The 18,553-nt window shown below is 31.5% G+C and carries 19 protein-coding genes and 1 riboswitch; of the genes, 13 read left to right on the top strand and 6 right to left on the bottom strand.

The window, feature by feature from the left end; all coding sequences use genetic code 11:
* Together Q0C22_RS05680 and Q0C22_RS05675 are read left to right on the top strand one after the other, a co-directional pair.
* A partial coding sequence (locus Q0C22_RS05680; protein ID WP_291492670.1) for an ABC transporter ATP-binding protein occupies nucleotides 1-885 on the top strand: 885 nt, incomplete at its 5' end.
* Nucleotides 878-2,065 (top strand): glycosyltransferase N-terminal domain-containing protein, encoded by a 1,188-nt coding sequence (locus Q0C22_RS05675; RefSeq protein ID WP_291492668.1) that lies wholly within the window; start codon nucleotides 878-880, stop codon nucleotides 2,063-2,065. The genes Q0C22_RS05680 and Q0C22_RS05675, both read left to right, overlap by 8 nt.
* Here the strand turns inward: Q0C22_RS05675 and Q0C22_RS05670 are convergent.
* Together Q0C22_RS05670 and Q0C22_RS05665 are read right to left on the bottom strand one after the other, a co-directional pair.
* Nucleotides 2,052-2,804 carry an energy transducer TonB gene (locus tag Q0C22_RS05670; protein ID WP_291492666.1) on the bottom strand — a complete coding sequence of 251 codons (753 nt, stop codon included), beginning with the start codon at nucleotides 2,802-2,804 and terminating at the stop codon, nucleotides 2,052-2,054. The two genes, Q0C22_RS05675 and Q0C22_RS05670, sit on opposite strands and share 14 nt — an antisense overlap.
* Nucleotides 2,779-4,731 (bottom strand): TonB-dependent receptor, encoded by a 1,953-nt coding sequence (locus Q0C22_RS05665; RefSeq protein WP_291492664.1) that lies wholly within the window; start codon nucleotides 4,729-4,731, stop codon nucleotides 2,779-2,781. The genes Q0C22_RS05670 and Q0C22_RS05665 overlap by 26 nt, the downstream gene beginning before the upstream one ends.
* Before the next feature lie 56 nt (nucleotides 4,732-4,787).
* Nucleotides 4,788-4,956, bottom strand: a riboswitch (cobalamin riboswitch).
* A gap of 108 nt (nucleotides 4,957-5,064) precedes the next feature.
* Here Q0C22_RS05665 and nadA point away from each other — a divergent pair.
* Genes nadA through trxB form a run of 9 tightly spaced genes read left to right on the top strand, consistent with a single transcriptional unit; the run spans nucleotide 5,065 to nucleotide 11,682 of the window.
* Entirely contained in the window at nucleotides 5,065-5,979 is a 915-nt protein-coding gene (gene nadA, locus Q0C22_RS05660) for a quinolinate synthase NadA (protein WP_291492662.1), read from the top strand.
* Entirely contained in the window at nucleotides 5,976-6,803 is an 828-nt protein-coding gene (nadC, locus tag Q0C22_RS05655) for a carboxylating nicotinate-nucleotide diphosphorylase (RefSeq protein ID WP_291492660.1), read from the top strand. Before nadA ends, nadC begins: the two co-directional genes overlap by 4 nt.
* Nucleotides 6,804-7,601, top strand: coding sequence for a nitrilase-related carbon-nitrogen hydrolase (locus Q0C22_RS05650; RefSeq protein WP_291492658.1), 798 nt, complete (start codon nucleotides 6,804-6,806; stop codon nucleotides 7,599-7,601).
* On the top strand, nucleotides 7,588-8,415 hold the full coding sequence (locus tag Q0C22_RS05645; protein WP_291492656.1) for an NAD+ synthase: 828 nt from the start codon (nucleotides 7,588-7,590) through the stop codon (nucleotides 8,413-8,415). Before Q0C22_RS05650 ends, Q0C22_RS05645 begins: the two co-directional genes overlap by 14 nt.
* Nucleotides 8,412-9,149 carry an NAD-dependent deacylase gene (locus Q0C22_RS05640; protein WP_291492654.1) on the top strand — a complete coding sequence of 246 codons (738 nt, stop codon included), beginning with the start codon at nucleotides 8,412-8,414 and terminating at the stop codon, nucleotides 9,147-9,149. Before Q0C22_RS05645 ends, Q0C22_RS05640 begins: the two co-directional genes overlap by 4 nt.
* Nucleotides 9,139-9,744: an endonuclease III domain-containing protein gene (locus Q0C22_RS05635; RefSeq protein ID WP_291492652.1), complete on the top strand. Its 606-nt coding sequence runs from the start codon at nucleotides 9,139-9,141 to the stop codon at nucleotides 9,742-9,744. The genes Q0C22_RS05640 and Q0C22_RS05635 overlap by 11 nt, the downstream gene beginning before the upstream one ends.
* On the top strand, nucleotides 9,735-10,340 hold the full coding sequence (gene coaE / locus Q0C22_RS05630) for a dephospho-CoA kinase (RefSeq protein WP_291492649.1): 606 nt from the start codon (nucleotides 9,735-9,737) through the stop codon (nucleotides 10,338-10,340). Before Q0C22_RS05635 ends, coaE begins: the two co-directional genes overlap by 10 nt.
* A gap of 53 nt (nucleotides 10,341-10,393) precedes the next feature.
* Nucleotides 10,394-10,717, top strand: coding sequence for a thioredoxin (gene trxA / locus Q0C22_RS05625; protein WP_092128182.1), 324 nt, complete (start codon nucleotides 10,394-10,396; stop codon nucleotides 10,715-10,717).
* Between the two features lie 44 nt (nucleotides 10,718-10,761).
* Nucleotides 10,762-11,682, top strand: a complete 921-nt coding sequence (trxB, locus tag Q0C22_RS05620) for a thioredoxin-disulfide reductase (protein ID WP_291492646.1) — start codon at nucleotides 10,762-10,764, stop codon at nucleotides 11,680-11,682.
* On the opposite strand, the gene cmk is transcribed toward trxB, so the two are convergent.
* Genes cmk through hisC form a run of 3 tightly spaced genes read right to left on the bottom strand, consistent with a single transcriptional unit; the run spans nucleotide 11,679 to nucleotide 14,215 of the window.
* Entirely contained in the window at nucleotides 11,679-12,293 is a 615-nt protein-coding gene (gene cmk / locus Q0C22_RS05615; RefSeq protein ID WP_291492644.1) for a (d)CMP kinase, read from the bottom strand. The two genes, trxB and cmk, sit on opposite strands and share 4 nt — an antisense overlap.
* Nucleotides 12,286-13,134, bottom strand: coding sequence for a prephenate dehydrogenase/arogenate dehydrogenase family protein (locus Q0C22_RS05610; RefSeq protein ID WP_291492643.1), 849 nt, complete (start codon nucleotides 13,132-13,134; stop codon nucleotides 12,286-12,288). Before Q0C22_RS05610 ends, cmk begins: the two co-directional genes overlap by 8 nt.
* Nucleotides 13,127-14,215 (bottom strand): histidinol-phosphate transaminase, encoded by a 1,089-nt coding sequence (hisC, locus tag Q0C22_RS05605; RefSeq protein WP_291492641.1) that lies wholly within the window; start codon nucleotides 14,213-14,215, stop codon nucleotides 13,127-13,129. The genes Q0C22_RS05610 and hisC overlap by 8 nt, the downstream gene beginning before the upstream one ends.
* 112 nt (nucleotides 14,216-14,327) lie before the next feature.
* Between hisC and Q0C22_RS05600 the strand changes: the two genes are divergently transcribed.
* Complete coding sequence (locus Q0C22_RS05600; protein WP_291492639.1) at nucleotides 14,328-14,981, top strand: DUF5752 family protein; 654 nt, start codon at nucleotides 14,328-14,330, stop codon at nucleotides 14,979-14,981.
* A 9-nt stretch (nucleotides 14,982-14,990) separates the two neighbouring features.
* Entirely contained in the window at nucleotides 14,991-16,220 is a 1,230-nt protein-coding gene (locus Q0C22_RS05595; protein ID WP_291492638.1) for a glycosyltransferase, read from the top strand.
* Here the strand turns inward: Q0C22_RS05595 and Q0C22_RS05590 are convergent.
* Entirely contained in the window at nucleotides 16,215-18,416 is a 2,202-nt protein-coding gene (locus Q0C22_RS05590; RefSeq protein WP_291492636.1) for a bifunctional alpha,alpha-trehalose-phosphate synthase (UDP-forming)/trehalose-phosphatase, read from the bottom strand. The genes Q0C22_RS05595 and Q0C22_RS05590 overlap by 6 nt on opposite strands.
* Nucleotides 18,417-18,553: the final 137 nt, after the last annotated feature.

The following is an 18,553-nucleotide window of genomic DNA, read 5'->3' as shown; positions in this document are numbered from 1 at the left end:
CTTTTTATGTTATATAGACCTTTTAAAACAATTGCCAAAGCAAGTAACAGCATAAATTCTTCTATTGGTGCAATAGAGCGGGTGTTTTTTATTTTAGATACAAAATCTGCACAAGAAACAACAACTAAAAAAGGAATTATTTTTGAAGGTGTTAAAAAATCAATTGTATTTGATAATGTAAGTTTTTCATATGATGGCAAAAAATATGCTCTAAAAAATATCAATTTGGAAGTAAAAGCAAAAACAATAGTTGCATTTGTGGGTGAAAGCGGTGGCGGTAAGACAACTCTTATGGATTTGATACCTCGTTTTTATGATCCAACTCAAGGGCGAATTTTAATAGATGGGATTGATATAAAGGATTTTGAGCTTAAGAGTTTAAGAAAAAAAATTGCCAGTGTTTCACAAAATGTTCTGCTTTTTGCTGATACAGTTTTTAACAACATAGCTTATGGTATAGAAAATCCAGATAAAGAAAAAGTAATTGAAGCTGCAAAATTAGCCTATGCGCATGATTTTATAATGAAGCTACCTTATGGTTACGATACAAATCTCGGTGAACAGGCAGTAATTTTATCTGGAGGAGAAAGACAAAGAATCGCAATTGCAAGAGCCATTATGAAAAACCCTGATATTTTAATTTTAGATGAAGCCACAAGTGCACTTGATGCAGAAGCAGAAAGTTATGTACAAAAAGCTATTTCAAATTTGATTAAAAATAGGACGGTTTTTTTGGTAGCTCATAGATTGTCCACTGCACTTAGCGCATCAAAAATTGTGGTAATAAAACAAGGTCAGATTGTTGGTATAGGCACACACAAAGAACTATTGGAAACCAATAAATACTACCAAAGGCTGATAGAGCTTCAATTTGAAAATGCTTAGCTATAATATTATACTTTTTTTTGTTTTTTTGTTAAGTTTGCCATATTTGCTAATAAAAGCTATATCAAGTAAACGCTTTAGGTACAGATTTTTTGATAGAATAAACCCAGACCCAATAAAACAAAGCGAATATATTTTGGTGCATCTTGCAAGTTTAGGTGAAGCAAAAGCTTTTTTAAATATTAAAAATACAATTGAAAGTATATTCAAAAAAAAATTGCTTTTCAGTGTAACAAGCAATATCGGCTATGATTACCTAAAATCTCAAGGATTAGAGGTTTTTTTAGCGCCCCTGGATTTTATTTTTTTATACAAAAAATTATTTAATTATAATTTGCCGCATTTAGCTATTTTTTTTGAAACAGAAATATGGCCGTCCTATCTTAATTATCTTAGAAAGTATAATGTAAGAGTTATTTTGATTAATGCTAGAATGTCTGATAGAAGCTATAAATTTTACCTAAGATTTAAAGTGTTTTATGAAGCTATATCAAAGTTTGATATTATAATTGCAAAATCACAAAAAGATATGGAAAAATTTAATAAATTTAATAAGAATGTCAAACTTTGTGATAACGTCAAGTACGCTTTAGGAAAAAAAACTTTTGATTATGATTTTTTGCTCACTTTAAAAATGGATAATAAGAAAATTTTTGTTTTTGCAAGCTTTCATAAACAAGAACTGGAGTTTTTGCAAAAAGCGATAAATGAGGTTTTAAGTTTAGGTTATAGAGTGATTATTGCACCAAGATATATGGAAGATTTACCACTGTTTGAAAAATTTTTAAAAGGAATTGCTGTAGAATATTCAATGTTGTCAAAATTAAGCGATATAAAAGATTGTGTTTTAGTTGACAGATTTGGTATTTTGGAAGCCCTTTACTCAATTAGCTCAATGGTGTTTGTTGGCGGTTCTTTGTCAGGTAAGCTAAAGGGTCATAACCCTATTGAGCCAGCAGTATATAACAATTTTGTGTTTTGTGGAAGGTTTATGGATAGTTTTGCTCAAGAAGTTGAGTATTTAAAAAATTTAGGGTGTTTGACTCAAATAGATAATATTAATAATTTAAAAGAACATATACTAAAGATTCAAAACTTGCGTATTTTGAGTTTTGATAAAAAGAAAGAAGAAATTGAAAATTGCTATAAAAGTTTACTATTGAAACTTACTCAAGCTTAAATATTATATTTATCTTTGCATAAAATGGCAAATTTACATTTGTTAATAGTTTTTGAGGAACTGGTGAAGAATTATGTATTATTTTTATTGCTGCTTTGTTTAAACTATCGTATGGGGATTTTTCCAATATTGAAATATTCTTTAGATAGCCGTTTTTATCAATCAAAAAAACCAGTTTAATTTTACCTTCTTCACCTTTAAAAATAGCTTCTTGCGGATAAAATTTATGTTTTTCAATCCAATTTGCAATCTGAGGAGTACTTTGAATGTCAATTGGGTCGGTAGATGTGTTTGATGGGTTTGCATCATAAGTGGCTGTTTGTGGGTTTTGTATGGGATTTGTTTGGGGTTGACTACCCGATTTGTTTGTTATTGTTTGCGGAAAGCTTGCATTGTCATTTTGAGCGTTAACGAAAAATTTCCTATCGTTTTTAAGTGGCAGAGCTTTTTGTGTAATTAATGTGCGATTATGATTGATAGTTTGATTTGATATATCGTTTTTTGGTATTTTTTTAAATAAAGGCTTTTTTGTATTTTCTGGCTTAATTTGTGTTAAAGTTTGATTAGCTCTTATTGTTTTTTGGTATTGATTTACATTATAAATATCTACTGTGTATATTTTTGATGTTTTTATATGGTAAAATTTAAAAAGCTGGGCAAAGCCCATGACTATTGCCATATTTAGCAAAAAAGCTAAAGCCCAGCTTATGGGTTTAGAATGTGTAGTTAAGCGTTGCATAGGCACTGCGCTTTAGTGTTGTGTAACCCCAAATATCCTGGTAGAACCTATCAAAAATATTGTAGATAGCAACAGATGCCTTCAGGTCTTTTGTAATGTTATATGCAATATTTGCATCAAATACTGTATATCTGCCTGTTTGATGTGTGTGAGAATCATTGTCATACCTTGTGCCTATATATCTACCATCTAAGTGGAGTGTTAGGTTTTCTATTGGTGAATAGTTTATATAGCCCGATGTAATGCTGTATGGTATACGTGCTGACTGCATATTTGTGTTTGGGTTTGTGCTATCAGTATAGGTATAGTTAAGACCTAATTCAACTTGTTTTACTGGTTTTATTTTTATGTATGATTCTATACCAGTTGCAACTGTATTTCCTGGAACATTTTTATATGTAGACTCCCATGTATTTGGGTTTGTATAGTATTCAATTCTATTTGTTATTGTTGTTCTAAAGTATGTTGCGCCTAGCAAGACTTTATTGTTAAACAGGTTTTGCATAAATCCTATATCCCAGCTTTTTGATTGTTCTGGTGATAAATTTCTATTTCCTCCGCTAAAAAACCATGCAGGAACGCCGGATGCATAAAGCTCAAATAAAGTAGGTGCTTCAAAACCTGTTGCCCAGTTGGCTTTTAAAATTGTGCTTGTAGGTTCAATTAAGTAGCTTGCGCCAAGCTTGTATGTGCCATGGTCTCCAAATGTTTGAAAATGATCCTCTCTAAAAGCTGCTTGAAGGTTTAAATTACCTATGCTTGGCAAAAATTCAACAAAAGCACCTACATTGTCTCTGTTTTTACTAAAATAACTCGGGTAGTCATAGCTCATTCTATCAACTGTATAGTTTAGGCCAGCTACGGTTTTAAAATTTTTATTGAAAACATACTCAAGTTGCAAATCACTTCCATAGCGATAGCCTTTGTAGTTGTTGCTGTAAAAGTCGCTTTGTGGAGCTGGTATAGTAGCCGGATATGGGTAGCTGTAATTATCCTTATAGTATCTTAAGTTTTGAAAATAATAACCATCCAGCTTTAATGTCAGCTTATCAAAAGTTTTTTGAGCGTAAACTTTTGTAAGGTAGGTTTCGCTATCTTCTCTATAGGATTTGCCTGGATATGTTGTGTTTAACCATGAGCTATTGTCTGGTTTAAAATATGTTGGACTATATTGATCTAAATAGTTTTGTACTTTTTGTGCATTAATGAGTAAGCCAATTTTAAAATCATTTAAATCGTATTCTAACCTTGAATTGAAAGCACTTTGATGATATCCATCCCTTTTGCCTCCATAGGAATATGAATCAGTTTGGGGATTGTAAGAATTGGTTTTTGATGTACCTGTAGTGTCAAATCTGGTGCCATCTAAATAAAAAGAAAAATTTCCGACCTTACCAGAGTAAGATAGGTTTTCTGCGTATGTGCCAAACGAACCATACATTTGAGTGTAGGTTGCATGAGGTTTACCTTCGCCTTTTTTTGTGATGAAATTTACCACGCCAGCAATTGCATCAGCTCCATATAGTCCGCTTTGAGAGCCCTGAACAATCTCAATTCTGCTTAAATTGTATGGCAAAAGTGAGGACATATCAAAGAAAGATTGCGGGCCAGATGGATCGCCTATATTTACGCCATCCATTAGATACTTTGTATAGTAACTTCTAAGCCCTCTCATATAAAAAGAGGTTTGCCCACCAAATGGACCATTTGATGAAATTGATATGCCAGGCAAGCCAATAAGCGCATCTTGCGTGAAAATAGAGCCAGAACCTTCAATTTGTTTTTGTGTAACAACTTCAACAAAAGAAGGTGTTTTAGCAATCTGCGTATCCACTTTAGAAGCAGTTACAACAACATTTTCATCAGCTAAAGCAAAATTACACAAAAATCCCACCAATACAAAACCAACTATTAACTTATACCACATATAAAACCTCCTATATGAAATTTTACAATCTTTTTAGCAGAACTCCCGCTGCATAAAAAGATACTTTTGCTGCAAGTAGGTCTTCCGGCTTAAAGGCTTGTGGCTTAAGGCCTTCCCACCAAAGAGGCAGTGGCTGTTTCTTAAGCTTTTTGCCTTAATACGGCTGCGGGTACAGCGAGGGAATCTCACCCTTTCTTCCCTTGAACTTGCAACACTTTATTTTTAGCATATAGTTAAGTATTTGTCAATTTGTTAATAAAAAGTATGAGTTTAAGCGGTATAAAAAGCTTGATTAAATATTTAAATTTTATATACTAAAAAGCGAGGTTTTTTATGGAAGAAAAAATACAATCTAAAATAACAAGGCTTAAAAAAGAAAAAAATGCTATTATTTTAGCACATTATTATCAAAGAGATGAAGTGCAGGAATTAGCTGATTTTATTGGTGATTCTTTGGCTTTATCAATAGAAGCTTCAAAAACCGATGCTGATATAATAGTGTTTTGTGGTGTTAAGTTTATGGCAGAGACTGCTAAGATTTTATCGCCTCAAAAAAAGGTAATTTTACCAGTTATAGACGCTGGATGTCCTTTGGCTGATATGGCAACAGCCGAAAAAGTGCTTAATATGAAAAATGAAATTGGTGATGTGAGTATTGTTTCTTACGTTAATACGAATGTAGATGTTAAAATGGTTTCAGATATTTGTTGTACTTCAGCAAATGCAATTAATGTTGTAAAAAGTCTTGAAGCCAAAAAGATACTTTTTGTACCAGATAAGCACTTAGGTGAATATGTAAAACAAAATGTAGCAGATAAAGAAATTTATTTATTTGATGGGTATTGTTTGGTTCATGATAGTTTTACAAGAAAAGACATACAGGATTTGCTTAAAATTCATCCTGAAGCTAAAGTATGTGTTCATCCAGAATCTCCAATGGAGGTTATTGAGCTTGCAGATTTTGTAGGATCTACTGCCGGGATTATAAACTACTGCTTAAAAAGCAGTACAAAAGAGTTTATAATAGCAACCGAAAGTGGCATAGTTTTTGAACTTAAAAGACAAGCGCCAGATAAAACTTTTTATACATTAGGTTCGAAATCTATTTGTGCCAATATGAAAAAAACAACATTAAAAGATGTATTAAATGCACTTGAAAGAGAAGTTTATGAGATAATTCTTACAGATGAGCAAATTCAAAAAGCAAAGAAGCCAATTGAACGCATGATATCCATAAAAAGACAATGAACAGATTATTTTTGGAAAATTTACTCAAGTCATATCTATCAGAAGACATTTACTATAGCGATGTAACTACAGAAAGTATATGTAATGGATCTAAAACAAAAGCATTAATTAAAGCAAAAGAAGATTTTATAGTTGCGGGTTTAATTTTTATAAAACCGATCTTTGATGTTTTAAAAGAAGAAGCTAAAATTAAGTTTTATGTTCAAGAAGGTCAATTTGTTAAAGCTGGTAGTCATATTGCTGTAATTGAAGCAAAAGATAGTGCATTATTGCAGGCAGAAAGGCTTATTTTAAATATCATTGGAAGATTATCAGGTATTGCAACTAAAACTAAATTTTATAGCCACTTGATAAAAGACTATAAAGCTAAAATTGTTGAAACAAGAAAGACTACACCAGGCTTTAGATATTTTGAAAAATATGCAGTTCTTGTCGGGGGTGGCTTAAATCACCGCATTGGTTTGTTTGATGCAATTCTGATTAAGGATAATCATATAAAAATTGCTGGTAGTATAACAAAAGCAGTAGAACTTGCTAGAAAAACAAACTTTATGAAAAAAATAGAAGTTGAGACTTCAAACATTGAAGAAGTAAAAGAAGCTGTATCATTAAAAGTTGACGTGGTTATGCTTGACAATATGGATGTAGAAATTATGCAAAACTGTGTATCAATGTTTGCAGGTGAAGTTTTGTTTGAAGCATCTGGCAATGTCAATGAGGATAATATTGTTGAGATTGCAAAAACAGGTGTGGATTTTATATCGAGTGGTTCTATTATACATCATGCCGTTTGGGTAGATGTAAATATGAAAATTGGTGTTTAAATGAAAATTGCTATTGCTCAATTCAAGCCAAAACTTGGCAAGGTAAAAGAAAATTTAGAGCGGATTGAAATTTTTATAGATGAAGCTATAAACAAAAAAAGCGAGCTAATTATTTTTCCAGAACTAGCCACAAGCGGATATGCGCTTCGTGATTTGGTTAGTTACGCTAGCATAAACTTACAAAACAAAGATTTAAGCAATATTATTCAAAAAAGTAATTTTATAGATATTGTGCTTGGTTATTCTCAAAAAGAAGATAATTTATACTACAATAGTGCTGTTTATTTATCAGATGGCCTTATTTTAACAAACAGAAAAAAAGTATACCTGCCAGACTACGGAATGTTTGAAGAAGCAAGATACTTTGCAAAGGGTGATACACTTGAAACAACTCAAACAAAATTTGGCAAAGTAAATATACTTATATGTGAAGAAGCATTTCATTTAAGTGTTCACCATTTTGTTGAACAAAGTAAAAGTGATTTGACAATTATCATTTCTGCTTCTCCTTACTGGATTTATGAAAATAAGGCAGATAAAACAAAAATATGGGACAATATTTGCAACAATATCTCATCATTAAGCGGCAACTTTGTAATATATGTAAACAGGGTAGGTTTTGAAGATGGCGTGGGTTTTTTTGGTAGCTCTCTCGTTTACAATTCATTTGGTGAGTGTATATTTAAAGGAGATTTTCTAAAAGAGAATCTGTATATACTTGATTTAGAGCTAAGTGATATTGCGCACGCTAAAGAATTTATGCCACTATTAAAGGATAAAAGCTATGGATCCATATAAGGTGTTGAGTTTTGATGAGCCTAAAATTGCAGATTATTTAATTGAGTTTTTAAGGGATGAGATCCATAAAGTTGGTTTTGAAAAAGCAGTAATTGGTTTGTCAGGAGGCATTGATTCTGGTTTGGTGGCTTATTTATTAAAAGAAGCTTTAGGAAAAGAAAATGTATATGCGATTATTCTGCCATATAAAACTAGCTCTGCTGAAAGTGTTGATGATGCATTTAAAATAATAAACGAACTTGGAATAAATTATAAAAAAGTTGATATAACAAAGATGGCTGATAGCTATATTGAAAATAATTTTGATAAAGTAAGGATAGGTAATATTTTAGCTAGACTTAGAATGATAATTTTATTTGATCAAAGTTATGAAACAAATGCACTTGTTGTTGGAACAAGCAATAAAACAGAATTATTGCTTGGTTATGGTACATGGTATGGTGATATGGCATCAAGCCTAAACCCAATTGGTGATTTGTACAAAACGCAAGTGAGAATTTTATCTAAATACATGGGAGTGCCTCAATCCATTATTGATAAAAAACCTACTGCCGATTTATGGGTAGGTCAAAGCGATGAAGAAGAATTGGGTTTTTCTTACGATGAGGCAGACTTGATTTTGTATCACTTATTTGACAAGAGATTGAGCATTGATGAAGTGGTTAATCTAGGCTTTCGTGAAAACATTGTAAATGGTATATTTGAAAGAGTAAGGAAAAACCAGTTTAAAAGGTTGCCGCCAATCATAGCTAAAGTTAGTAGAAGAAGCGTAAACTGGGATTTCAGATTTTTAAGGGATTGGGGGCAAATATGAGTCAGATTAAAAGAGCAGCATATTTGATAAAACAATCAAAATTTGCAGTTTGCTTTACTGGTGCTGGGATAAGTGTAGAAAGCGGTGTTCCTTCATTTAGAGGAGAAGATGGTCTATGGGAAAAATATGACCCAAGCATGTTTGAAATAGATTATTTTTATAAACACCCAGAGAAATCATGGGCTTTAATCAACAAAATTTTTTTTGAAGTCCTCAAAGACAAAAAGCCAAATAAAGCCCATTTTGCTCTTGCAAAACTTGAAGAATTAGGCTATATAAAAGCACTAATAACTCAAAATATAGATAATTTGCATTATTTAGCAGGCAGCAAAAACATCATTGAGTACCACGGTAACTCAAGAATGCTTGTTTGCAAAAACTGCAGAAGGAAATTTAATATAAGCGATTTTGATTTATCAAGCGTTCCATATTGTCCATATTGCAAAGTGCCATTGAAACCTGATTTTATTTTCTTTGGTGAAATGATACCCAAAGAAGCACAGGAAAAAAGCGAACAATTAATGAACAATTGTGATTTGTTAATAATTATTGGAACAAGCGGATTGGTTTATCCAGCAGCCTTTTTACCAGCTATGGCAAAGAAGAAAGGTGCAAAAGTTATCGAAATTAACAAAACATTTAGTGAGTACACTGATAAGATTGTGGATGTATTTTTAGAAGGCAGCGCTTCGGAAATTTTGGAAGAGATTTTAAGCGAACTTGATGCTCATTGAAATTTACAAATCGCTTTTACAATTTTTTGGCAAGCAATACTGGTGGCCAGCTGAAACAAAAGATGAAATAATAATTGGAGCAATTCTAACGCAAAATACAAGCTGGCAAAATGTAGAGAAAGCTATTTTTAATCTAAAAAAAGAAGGTTTTTGCAATCTTTGCAAAATTAGAGACGTGCCTTTAGAATATATACAACAGTTAATAAAACCTGCAGGTTTTTATAAACAAAAAAGCGTTTATTTAAAAGAAATTGCAAAATTTTTTGCAAACTTTGATGAAAATACTACAGATACTTTGCAGTTCAGAAAAATGCTTTTAAATGTTAAAGGCATAGGTTTGGAAACAGCCGATTCAATTTTGCTTTATGCGTTTTCAAGGCCTGTTTTTGTTATAGATGCATATACCATAAGATTTTTAAAGCGAAAAAAGCTTTTTGACTCAAGCAAATATGAAGAGGTTCAGTCTTTTTTTATGCAAAATTTACCAAAAGATGTTGAATTGTTTAAAGAATACCACGCTTTGATTGTAAAATTAGCCAAAACATATTGCAGAAAAAACCCAAACTGTACGGAGTGCCCAATTAAATGCGCGTAGGTTTAACTGGCTCAATAGCCACCGGTAAATCAACCGTTGCTAATATGTTTAGAGAGCTTGGCGCGCATGTTATTGACTCAGATGAGATATCACACACAGCACTAAAAAAAACACAAAAAACTCATAAGCAAATAGTTGAAGTGTTTGGAGAATCAATACTTGATGAAAACGGTGATATAGATAGAAAAAAATTAGGCGCAATTGTATTTAATGATAAACAAAAGTTGACTCTTTTGGAGTCGATTATTCACCCGTACGTTCAGCAAAAAAGAAAAGAAATTGAAGAATCTATATTAAAAAAAGAAAAAAATGCGGTGATTATTTACGATGTTCCATTGTTGTTTGAAAAGCACTTAGAAAGCAGCTTTGATAAAACAATAGTTGTTTATGCAAAAAAAGAAATACAGATAGAAAGATTAATGAAAAGGCAAAATTTAACATACGATGAAGCGTTGAAATTGATCAATTTACAAATGGATATAGAAGAAAAAAAACAAAAAGCTGATTTTGTAATTGATAATTCTTATTCGTTAGAAAACACAAAAAAACAAGTTGTCAGGCTGTTTGAAAAAATTAAGTTAATGAGTTACATTTGACAAAAAGTATTTTTCGTTATAGAATCTAGGCGAGATTTATTCAAGGAGGAATTATGGCAGTCGAGGTAAAGTTGACTACTGATAACTGGGAACAAGAGGTATTAAAATCGGACATTCCGGTTTTAGTAGATTTTTGGGCTCCATGGTGCGGTCCATGCAGGATGGTTGCACCTGTAGTATCAGAAATTGCACATGAATATGAAGGTAAACTTAAAGTCGGAAAATTAAACACTGATGAAGAACCTGATATTGCAGTTAGATATGGAATTATGAGCATACCAACACTTATGATTTTCAAAAACGGAGAAGTGGTAGATCAAATTATCGGTGCTGCACCAAAAGAATATTTCACTCAAAGGTTGGATAAAATTTTATAATTGGATCGAGGCTTTCTCGGTCCAATTTTTAAAAGGGGTATTGGATGTATGATGTTGTTATAATAGGTGGTGGACCAGCTGGTTTAACAGCAGGTATTTATGCAGCAAGGAGCGGTTTAAAGACAATTATTTTGGAAGAAAAAGTATTCGGTGGACAGATAGTTTTTAGCGCCGCTTTAGAAAATTATCCTGGATTTCCAGAAGGTATAAGCGGCATGGATATAATAGACAAGTTTTTAGAACAGGCAAAAAAATTTGAAGTTGAAATTAGCTATGATGGTGTTGAGAAGATAGAAAACGATATCTCTTGCAAAAGAGTAATACTTACAAATAAAAGCTGTATAACAACAAAAACAATTATTTTAGCAACAGGTGCAAGCGCAGATAGGCTGGGTTGTCCAGGAGAAGCAAAGTTTATTGGAAAAGGTGTTTCATACTGCGCAACATGCGATGGTGCATTTTTTAAAGGCAAGACAGTAGCTGTGGTTGGCGGTGGTGATTCTGCTTTGGAAGAAGCTTTATATTTAGCAAATCTTGTAAAAAAGATATATTTAATTCATAGAAGAGACCAGTTTAGGGCTGTAAAAATTTTACAAGATAGAGTAAAGAAAAATAATAAAATAGAAATTGTATTTGATAGTGTTGTAAAAGAAATTTTAGGTGATAAATTTGTTAAAGGTGTCCTCATTGAAAATGTAAAAACAAAACAACAATCAAGATTAGATATAGATGGTATATTTATATACATTGGCCTTACTCCAAACTCAAAATTTGTTTCTGATTTAATACAAACAGATGAGTATGGCTACATAATAACAAATGAAGAAATGGAAACAAACATTCCTGGTATTTTTGCAGCAGGCGATGTTAGAAAAAAATCTCTAAGACAAGTTGTAACAGCCTGCGCTGATGGTGCTATTGCCGCATCTAATGCTCAAAAATACATAGAAAAAATGAAAGCTTAAATGTAACTTTTTATTTTATTGTAAACTTCCTCTATAGATAAAAACGTTGTATCTATTATTATTGCCCCTTTCGGTATAATAAGAGGGGCAATTTTTCTTTGTGTATCCTGCTCGTCTCTACAGGATAGAGATTTTAGGGATTGACTATAGTCAACACTTAATTCTTTTGATCGTCTTTTAGCTCTTTCTTCTAACTTTGCATCTAAATAGAATTTTATGTTTGCATTTGGAAAAATTACACTTCCAGCATCTCGACCATCGATAACAAATTTTCCTTCTTGAGCAATTGTCCTTGCTAGTTTATTTACAAAATCTCTTACAAATTCATTTTTAGCTATTTTTGAAGCTTTTTTTGCAATATCTTCACCAACCAGGATACCATTTAAAATTATGTCTTTGTAAATAAACAAGACTTGGAAATTCTCAATTTTAAAATCGAGTTTTAATTTGTTTAATTCTTCTTTTGTGAATTCTTTCAGTAAATAAGCAATACTTCTATAAATTTTACCTGTATCAATATGCACAAATCCATCATTAATAGAGAGCATTTTACAAATTGTACTTTTACCAGCTCCACTTGGACCATCTATTGTAATAATAAAACTAGACATCCAAATTCTCTTTAAACAATCTTATATTTTTAAGTATTTGAATTAACTCTTGTTCTTCATTATTTTTTATTGCATCTTTTAATATTAGTAAATTTTGAATATATTCATCTATAGCGTTAATCATATTGCTTTGATTTAAAAGAAAGATATCGCACCACATTTTTTCATTTGATTTTGCTATACGCGTAAAATCTTTAAACCCACCACCAATAAAACCGTATGCTTCATCATCTTCTTTTTTTTGCCTTATAAGATTTACGAGACTGTAGGCAATTGCATGTGGTAAATGACTGACATAAGCAAATACTCTGTCATGTTTGTCAGCATCCATATATTTTACTTTCATGTTAATTGTTTTTGCAAACTCTTCAACTTTTTTTTCTGCAAAACCAATATCGCCAGTTGGTGTTATTATAAAATACTTATCATCAAAAAGCTGTCTGAAAGCAGATTTGGGTCCAAAGTTTTCTGTGCCGGCAATTGGGTGCGTGGGTACGTATGCTATTGTTTTTGGTATGTAATTTTTAATAGAATCAATAATAGGTTTTTTGATACTTGCAACATCTATGATAATGGTGTTTTCTTTTAATACTTCAAATAACTTTAGTATAACATTTGCTGTTTGTGATGGTGGGACACATACAATTACAAAGTCACAAATTGAAAAAGATTTATATGAATTTGCGCCAATATCTATTAACTCTAAATTTAATGCGTCATCTAGGTTTTCCTGGTTGTTATCATAACCTATGATTATCTTTGAAAGCTTTTTATGTTTAATTGCAAGACCCAAAGAGCCACCGATTAATCCGAGTCCAACAATGCCAATGGTATTAAACATGCAAAACCTTTTTAAGTTTTTGTATAAAAATTTCATTTTCTTTTTGGGTTCCAACTGTGACTCTTAAGAAATTATTGTATCCGTAAGGTTTCATGCTTCTTACAATAACACCTTCTTTTAATAGACCTTCATAAACTATTGAAGCATCAATTGGTGTTGAAAATAAGATAAAATTAGCAAAGGTGGGTACATAAAATAGGTTTAATTTATTGAATTGCTCGTATAGAAATTGTTTTCCTTCTTCGTTTGTTTGTATGCTTTTTTTTAAGTGTTCTTTATCATCAAGAGCAGCAATCGCAGCTGCTTGTGCTATAATATTTACATTAAAAGGTGGTCTTACCCGATTAAGCGTTTGAATAATAAACTCGTTTGCAATGCCATAGCCAATTCTTAAGCCAGCTAGCGCATATGCTTTGGAAAAGGTTCTTAAAATTATAACATTTTCTTTTTTATAAAGATCAAGTAATTCTTTGTAATGTGTTGAAGGCTTTGCGTATTCATAGTAAGCTTCATCTATTACAATAAGCGTGTCCTTTGATGCTTTGTTTATAATTTTTAATATGTCATCTAGGCCTGTAAGTGTCCCTGTTGGGTTATTTGGAGTATTAATGAAAATAATTCTTGTATTTTCATTAATATGTTCAATCAAGTTATCAATATCGTATGCAAAATCTTTTAACGGAAGCTCTATAATTTTTTTGTTAAAAGCCATACCAATTATGCGGTATTCTATAAAAGTAGGGTAGCAGTATAATATTTCATCGTTTTGATTAGTAGCAAATGCTTTGTATAATAGTTCTATTATTTCGTCTGAACCGTTTCCAAATATCAGATTCTTTTCACTAATGCCTAAGTGTTTAGCTAATTTTTGTGTTAAATAATAGGCGTTGCCATCTGGGTACAAATTTACATTAACTGCTATTTTACAAATTGTTTCGATAACTTTTTTTGATGGTCCAAGCGGATTTTCGTTTGAAGCAAGTTTTATAACATCCACTAAACCCAACTCTCGTTGTAATTCTTCTATAGGTTTGCCACCTTCGTAAGGTGTAATTTTTAAAAGATAGTCAGCTACTTTCATTATTTGCCTCCTTTTTATTTATACAATGTAGCGTATTTTTTTGCAACAAAAATTGTAATAGTTGATTATTTATTTATTTGGTATATAATGTGAAACTGTGTTGGAGATGGTTATGGAAAGTAATATTCTACCTTTTGAGATAAAAGATTGTTCTATTTTATCGATTGCAACAGGCAAACATGCACTTAACACAAAAGAATTATTTACGCAGTTATTGAATATTGATACAGATTCTATTTACTATCATTTTTGGGGTAAGTTGCTTCGCACATCTTTTAGTACACCCGAATTTAACAATGACTTTGCTCAATGGATAGCAGAACAAATTCATGATAAAGCTTTAGCAGAAAAGTTATCTGTTTTGCAGCCACAAGATTTTGGTTCTATTGATGATTTGCGTCAGGAACTACTTGACATTATACAAAATTCTCTAGAACAAAATACAGTTTTACTGTATACCAATGCCCAGGAGCCTTTTTATTTTTTAAAGCTTGGTATGGTTGTATTTAATACAACTAAGATAGTAAATGAGCCCAGGGGTTTTTTAGATGCAATCGATGAATTGTCTTATGGTTCTTTGTACTTTCATTTTATTGATGCAAGAAGAAGAACGCCCAATCATCGTGACGATTTTTCAAACTGGATAGCATTGTTTGATGGGTATGAAGAGCTTATTGACATGATAATTAATATCGATCCATTTTTTTTGCCATTATCGAAATTAAAAGAAAAAATATCAAAAATTTTTAATATGTATTTTAAATGAGGATTTAAAATGCTTTCCGAATTAGAATCAATAGTAGGTATAAGTGAAATAGATCATCTGGTTAAATTATCAAGTTTTTTACAAGGAAAAAAAATTGTTCATATAAATTCAACAAAAATTGGCGGTGGTGTTGCAGAATTATTGACAAATATATTGCCGCTAAAACATGAGTTAGGTCTGGATGCTACATGGGAAATTGTTGTTGGTCAATCCGATTTTTACAAATGTACAAAAATGTTTCATAATTTATTACAAGGAGTTAAAAATCAGATAGTGCCAGATACACTACTTAAAGTGTATGAACAAACAAATGAAGAAAACGCTCAAAGGTTATATGATTTGCTTAACGAAGCAGATTTTGTTTTTATTCATGATCCGCAACCAGCAGCGTTGATAAAGTTTTTTCCAAACAGAAAAGGAAAGTGGATATGGAGATGCCATATTGATATTTCAAGGCCAAATAGACAGGTATGGAAGTTTCTTAAGCAATTTGTTATCCATTACGATGCAAGTATTTTTTCATTGGTTGATTTTGCAAGAAGTTTGCCTCATCCTCAATACATAATTGCTCCAAGCATAAATCCATTAAGCGACAAAAATAAAGATTTAAATAAAGAAGATATAGAAAAGGTCTATACAGAATTTAATATAGATCCTTCAAGACCTGTATTATTACAAGTTTCACGCTTTGATAGATTTAAAGATCCAATAGGCGTAATTAGCGCTTACAAGTTGGTAAAAAAATCTATTCCATCTATACAGCTTGTTTTGGCAGGTGGAAGCGCAGATGATGATCCAGAAGGTAGTATTGTATTAGAAGAAACGCTTACTGCTGCAAACTCTGATAAAGATATACATGTTTTGTCATTACCGCCTGATGCAAATATTACAATTAATGCGCTTCAAAGAGCAGCTGATATTGTTATACAAAAATCAACAAAAGAAGGTTTTGGTTTAACAGTTACAGAATCATTGTGGAAAAGTAAACCTGTTATTGGTGGTAACACAGGTGGCATAAGACTTCAGGTTATAGATAACTATAATGGTTTTTTAGTTAATACACCAGAAGGAGCAGCACTTAGAATCAAACAGCTTTTAAGTGATGATGACTTATTTAAAAGACTTAAAAGAAAAGGCAGAGAGTTTGTAAAAGATAATTTTCTAATTACCAGACATGTCAGAGAGTATCTAACTTTACTTGTTATCTTGCAACAGTCCCGCGCAACAGTTGTTTTATGAGACAGTAGTATTAATAAGTTTTTCTAATAATTTTATTACATGCTGAGGGCTTTTTATATTGTATTTTGCCAGAGTTGAAATTTCACCAACCTTTATTGTAATTGCATTTTCTGGCAAAGCTTTAAACATGTCTTCGTCTGTATAATCATCACCTATTGCAAGCATAAAATCATAGCTTTTTATGTTAAAAATTTCTGCAACGCAATGTTTGCCTATATTTGCGGGTTTTATCTCAAGAATTTTATTTCCTTTATGAACCTTAAGATTTGTATTTGCCACAAAGTTTTGGAGATGACCATTTAATTCGGGTATAAATGTTGACTGAGTTTGAGGATCAGTGTTTCTATAGTGAAAAACAATAGAAAATGTTTTATCTTCTATAAAAGAACCTGGTAATCTATCACTGTATAATTTTAAGATATTTATAATTGCGTTTTTCCAACTTTTGTCAATATTATTTTGATATAACTTCCAATTTGAATTAGGATATTTATAAAAAGCTCCATGTTCTGCTACAATAGCAATGTTTAAGTTTTCAAACCATTGTTGAAGTGTGTCTTTATCTCTGCCACTTACTATTACAATAGTATTATTTTCTTGAGTTAACCGATGTATCAAGTGAATTAATTCTTTTGTTGGCACAGCCTCTTTAGGTGAATTTACAAAATCTATAAGTGTTCCATCGTAATCGAGCATTATTAATCTTTTTTTTGCTTTAGCATATTCAGAGATAATTTGATTTTCTATTGATTGATTAATGAATTGAGATTCCATTTGTTTTTGCAAAAGAGTGGTTTTATTTAATTCATTTAAATAATCACTAACCCATCTAAATACATTGTATCTACTAATGCGCTCCTGCATTTTTTCTATTCTTTGGCTTTGTTCTTCTTTGGACATATCAAGAGCTTTTTTTATAGCTTCACCAATCTCTTCTATACTGTTTGGGTTAATAATTAAAGCTTCCAATAATTCTTTTGCTGACCCGGCCATTTCACTAAGTATTAAAACACCGTTTTTTTCTTGTTTGCTTGCGACAAACTCTTTTGCGACAAGATTCATGCCATCCCTTAGAGGTGTTACAAGCATTATGTCGCTTGCACTATAAAATGAAACAAGGTTCTCAAAATCAAGTGAGCCAAATTTATATACGATTGGAGTCCATTCAACAGTGCTGAATTTTCCATTTATTCGCCCTATTGTTTCATCTATTTGTTTTTTCATTTGTTGATAGTGGAAAACACCTATTCGTGAAGGTACAACTACAATTATAAGTGTTATACTTTCTCTCCAGGCGGGGTATTTATCTAAAAAATATTCAAAACCAAGCAATCTATTTAATATTCCTTTTGTATAATCCAAACGATCCACACTAAAGAGTATCTTTTTATTTTTAAATTGGTTTTTTATCTCTTGCGTTTTTAATATAACATCGGGACTTTTTGCAGTTTTGCTAAACTTTAAATAGTCAATGCTTATTGGATGTGTCCCAACTTTTACAAGTCTGCCTTTATTGTTTATAACACCTAGATGATTTTCTAAACCTGTAAAGCGTAATGTGGCTCTTAAAAAGTTATCGGTATATTCATGTGTATGAAAACCAATTAAATCAGCACCAAGCAGGCCTTCTATAATTTCTACTCTCCACTGAGATGGTAGCAACTGAAAAACCTCATAAGCAGGAAAAGGTATATGCAAGAAAAAACCTATAGCTAAAGTAGGGTAACTTTGTCTAAGTAAACTAGGCAAGAGCATAAGATGGTAATCGTGTACCCATATTATATCTTCATTTTCATTTATGATATTGCCAAGTGCCTTTGCAAATTTTAGATTAACAGATTTGTATGTATTGTAATGTTCTTTTTCAAAACTTGCAATAGTAGGAAAATAATGAAATAAAGGCCAGATTGTACGGTTGCAAAAACCAAGATAAAATTTATCCATTTCTTTTTCCGTAAGAAAAACAGGGTAACAGTGTATAGTTTCAAGTGCTTTTGTTATTTCTTCTTGCTCTGTTTTACTATTTATGCTTATACCTGGCCAGCCTACCCATACATAAGATAGATCAGTCATTTTTTCAGTATATGCGCCAATACTAGTTACAAGACCACCTGAACTTTTTTGAAATTTGTTTTGGTTTTCTTTGTTTTTTGTTATGTTTATAGGCAATCTATTTGATATTATAATTATTCTCATTTTTCCTCCAAATAAACAGTATTTCTTATTTTTGGTAAGCTTTGCGGTGCTTCATTTTTTATGTATTCAATAAGTTTTTCTCTAACAAGACATCGTAAATTCCACAAATCAGAAGAGTTTTTTGCACTAACAAGTGC

The organism is Desulfurella sp., assembly GCF_023256235.1.
Taxonomy (GTDB): domain Bacteria; phylum Campylobacterota_A; class Desulfurellia; order Desulfurellales; family Desulfurellaceae; genus Desulfurella.
The sequence above is the reverse complement of the archived record's forward strand: the minus strand, read 5'-3'. Positions and strand labels throughout refer to the sequence as shown.

Coding starts and splice junctions, on each gene's coding strand:
- Q0C22_RS05670 (WP_291492666.1), bottom strand. CDS start 2,804: ATGCAACGCTTAACTACACATTCTAAACCCATAAGCTGGGCTTTAGCT.
- cmk (WP_291492644.1), bottom strand. CDS start 12,293: ATGTCTAGTTTTATTATTACAATAGATGGTCCAAGTGGAGCTGGTAAA.
- nadC (WP_291492660.1), top strand. CDS start 5,976: ATGAACAGATTATTTTTGGAAAATTTACTCAAGTCATATCTATCAGAA.
- Q0C22_RS05650 (WP_291492658.1), top strand. CDS start 6,804: ATGAAAATTGCTATTGCTCAATTCAAGCCAAAACTTGGCAAGGTAAAA.
- Q0C22_RS05600 (WP_291492639.1), top strand. CDS start 14,328: ATGGAAAGTAATATTCTACCTTTTGAGATAAAAGATTGTTCTATTTTA.
- Q0C22_RS05675 (WP_291492668.1), top strand. CDS start 878: ATGCTTAGCTATAATATTATACTTTTTTTTGTTTTTTTGTTAAGTTTG.
- Q0C22_RS05610 (WP_291492643.1), bottom strand. CDS start 13,134: ATGTTTAATACCATTGGCATTGTTGGACTCGGATTAATCGGTGGCTCT.
- trxB (WP_291492646.1), top strand. CDS start 10,762: ATGTATGATGTTGTTATAATAGGTGGTGGACCAGCTGGTTTAACAGCA.
- Q0C22_RS05590 (WP_291492636.1), bottom strand. CDS start 18,416: ATGAGAATAATTATAATATCAAATAGATTGCCTATAAACATAACAAAA.
- Q0C22_RS05665 (WP_291492664.1), bottom strand. CDS start 4,731: ATGTGGTATAAGTTAATAGTTGGTTTTGTATTGGTGGGATTTTTGTGT.
- Q0C22_RS05645 (WP_291492656.1), top strand. CDS start 7,588: ATGGATCCATATAAGGTGTTGAGTTTTGATGAGCCTAAAATTGCAGAT.
- hisC (WP_291492641.1), bottom strand. CDS start 14,215: ATGAAAGTAGCTGACTATCTTTTAAAAATTACACCTTACGAAGGTGGC.
- Q0C22_RS05635 (WP_291492652.1), top strand. CDS start 9,139: ATGCTCATTGAAATTTACAAATCGCTTTTACAATTTTTTGGCAAGCAA.
- coaE (WP_291492649.1), top strand. CDS start 9,735: ATGCGCGTAGGTTTAACTGGCTCAATAGCCACCGGTAAATCAACCGTT.
- Q0C22_RS05595 (WP_291492638.1), top strand. CDS start 14,991: ATGCTTTCCGAATTAGAATCAATAGTAGGTATAAGTGAAATAGATCAT.
- trxA (WP_092128182.1), top strand. CDS start 10,394: ATGGCAGTCGAGGTAAAGTTGACTACTGATAACTGGGAACAAGAGGTA.
- Q0C22_RS05640 (WP_291492654.1), top strand. CDS start 8,412: ATGAGTCAGATTAAAAGAGCAGCATATTTGATAAAACAATCAAAATTT.
- nadA (WP_291492662.1), top strand. CDS start 5,065: ATGGAAGAAAAAATACAATCTAAAATAACAAGGCTTAAAAAAGAAAAA.